At 38.5% G+C, this 2,202-nt stretch carries 2 protein-coding genes; both read left to right on the top strand.

What is annotated here, in order from left to right; all coding sequences use genetic code 11:
- Positions 1-188: 188 nt before the first annotated feature.
- Complete coding sequence (mgtE, locus tag Q0X89_RS10580; RefSeq protein WP_297693910.1) at positions 189-1,505, top strand: magnesium transporter; 1,317 nt, start codon at positions 189-191, stop codon at positions 1,503-1,505.
- Between the two features lie 151 nt (positions 1,506-1,656).
- A partial coding sequence (locus Q0X89_RS10575; RefSeq protein ID WP_297693908.1) for a transporter substrate-binding domain-containing protein occupies positions 1,657-2,202 on the top strand: 546 nt, incomplete at its 3' end.

The raw sequence follows: 2,202 nt of genomic DNA, 5'->3' as shown, positions 1-2,202 counted from the left end.
ATCATGGAGAGATTACAAGGTTGGAAATTAGTAAAAATAGAAAAAAACCCGAGCAGGCTGTTCTTGCTGGAAATGCACTTGGTGAACTATACAGAATTGGATTATCGGGCCTTATGTATAGTACGGCTGACAGGGGAAATGAAGAACGTAAAATGAGGAAATAAATTTATAACCGGAAAGGAAGTATAATGGCAACAAACTCTTCAACTGCAGTGCAAAAAATCATTAATAATTATTTTATTCTATATCCCCACGAAGCAGCTAAGCTCATCAGCAAATTTAAGGAAGAAGAAATTTTACACTACATAAGCGGGCAACCTATCGATATTGCTTCAAGAGTTTTTTCAGGTATTAATCCTGACACTGCTGCAGGAGTGGCAGCAAAAATGAGCGTGGAATTATTTTCTCAACTATTTCCCAGGCTGGATCCCAATTTAGCTGCGCGATTATTATCACGTCTTGATAAAAATATTGTTGAAAGCAGGTTATTGTTACTACCAGCTAATCTAAATAAAGAATTAAGAGAATTAATGTTGTATCCCCCGGAAACTGCGGGATATCTTATCGATACGAAAGTGACAACCTTTTATCCTGAGGATACAGTTGAGGATGTATTGAAAAGATTAAGGGGTGTAAAAGATCGTCGTATCGTAAACGTTTATATTATAGATACTGAAGGTTCTTTACTTGGAGTTATTCCGCTTCAGGATTTAGTTGTATCAGAGCATAGTGAAATTCTGGGAAATCTCATTCACTCTACGCCGGTTGCAATAAATGCAATATCACCGCGTGAAGATGTTGTTAAACTTTTAGAAGAGCGAAAGTTGATTAACCTGCCTGTTGTAGATTTTGAAAACAAACTCCTGGGAGTAATTAGATACGACACATTAGTTAATGCTACTAAACAAGATGCAACAGAAGATGTACAGGCAATGTTTGGTGCTGGTAGGGATGAGAGGGCTTTATCTAAGGTATCATTTGCTGTTCGAAAACGCCTTCCCTGGTTAGAAATAAATCTGGCTACTGCGTTTCTTGCAGCAACTGTTGTGGGAATGTTTGAAGACACTATAGCACGAGTGACAGTATTAGCTGTTTTTTTACCGGTTGTTGCAGGTCAATCGGGTAACACCGGCTCACAGGCTTTGGCTGTTACAATTCGTGGTCTGGCTCTTCGAGAAATTAGATCACGCCATTGGTTTAAAATTGCGCGGAAGGAAATAGCTGTTGGATTTATAAATGGAGTTGTTGTCGCTCTGACTACCGCAGTTATAGTTTATTTTTGGACGGGGTCAACCGGGTTACCCATTGTGATTGGTGTATCTATGATTATTTCAATGGTCATTGCGGGGATGGCAGGAGCTGTTATTCCTATAATGCTGAAAGCATTTGGACAGGATCCGGCACAGTCATCTTCAATTGTTTTAACTACCGTAACTGATGTGTTTGGATTTCTCAGCTTTCTAGGCCTAGCCACTGTTCTGGGGAATGCACTCGGAATAAATTAAACTTAATTAGCAAGTTCAGTATTTTTATTTGAGCTGAACTTTATTTAACATGGCCTTATATATATTATGCAAAGTTTTTAATAGTTATATAGAAATCGAATCAATAAATAAAGGAGTAAAAATCATGTTATTAATAAGCAAAAGGTTTGTAATGTTCATTATCATCCTTCTTATCCCAACATTAATGTTTTCCCAGGATGGTAAGGTGCTGAATCGAATTCTGAAAAGCGGAGAGTTACGAGTAGGAACTAGTGGCAGCCAACCCCCTTTTACTGTGAAATCTAAGGACGGAGAACTGATGGGCTATGAAGTAGAATTGGCTAAGCTATTAACAGACGCAATGAATTTAAAATTGAAGTTTGTTGTAAAACCTTTTTCAGAACTTTTACCGGCGTTGGAAAAAGGTGAAATAGATGTGATTATGTCTGGTATGACTATAACGCCGGAGCGCAATTTAAAGGCCACTTTTGTAGGTCCATACATAGTGTCCGGGAAGTCGATACTGGCTAAATCTAAAAGACTATCTGCTCTGGATGAAATGACTGAAATAAACCGCCCCACAATTAAGGTTGCAGCATTAGATGGTTCAACAAGTCAGCGTTTTGTAGAAAAACTGGCTCCAAAGGTTGAGCTCGTTACTACTAAGGATTATGAGACCGCGGTGAACATGGTTATGAACGATGAAGTGGACATTATG

The sequence above is a fragment of the uncultured Eudoraea sp. genome, assembly GCF_947258525.1.
In the GTDB taxonomy this organism is placed as follows: Bacteria; Bacteroidota; Bacteroidia; order Flavobacteriales; family Flavobacteriaceae; genus Eudoraea.
Note: the sequence above shows the minus strand (reverse complement) of the source record. Positions and strands in the feature narration are given on the sequence as shown.

Coding starts and splice junctions, on each gene's coding strand:
- mgtE (WP_297693910.1), top strand. CDS start 189: ATGGCAACAAACTCTTCAACTGCAGTGCAAAAAATCATTAATAATTAT.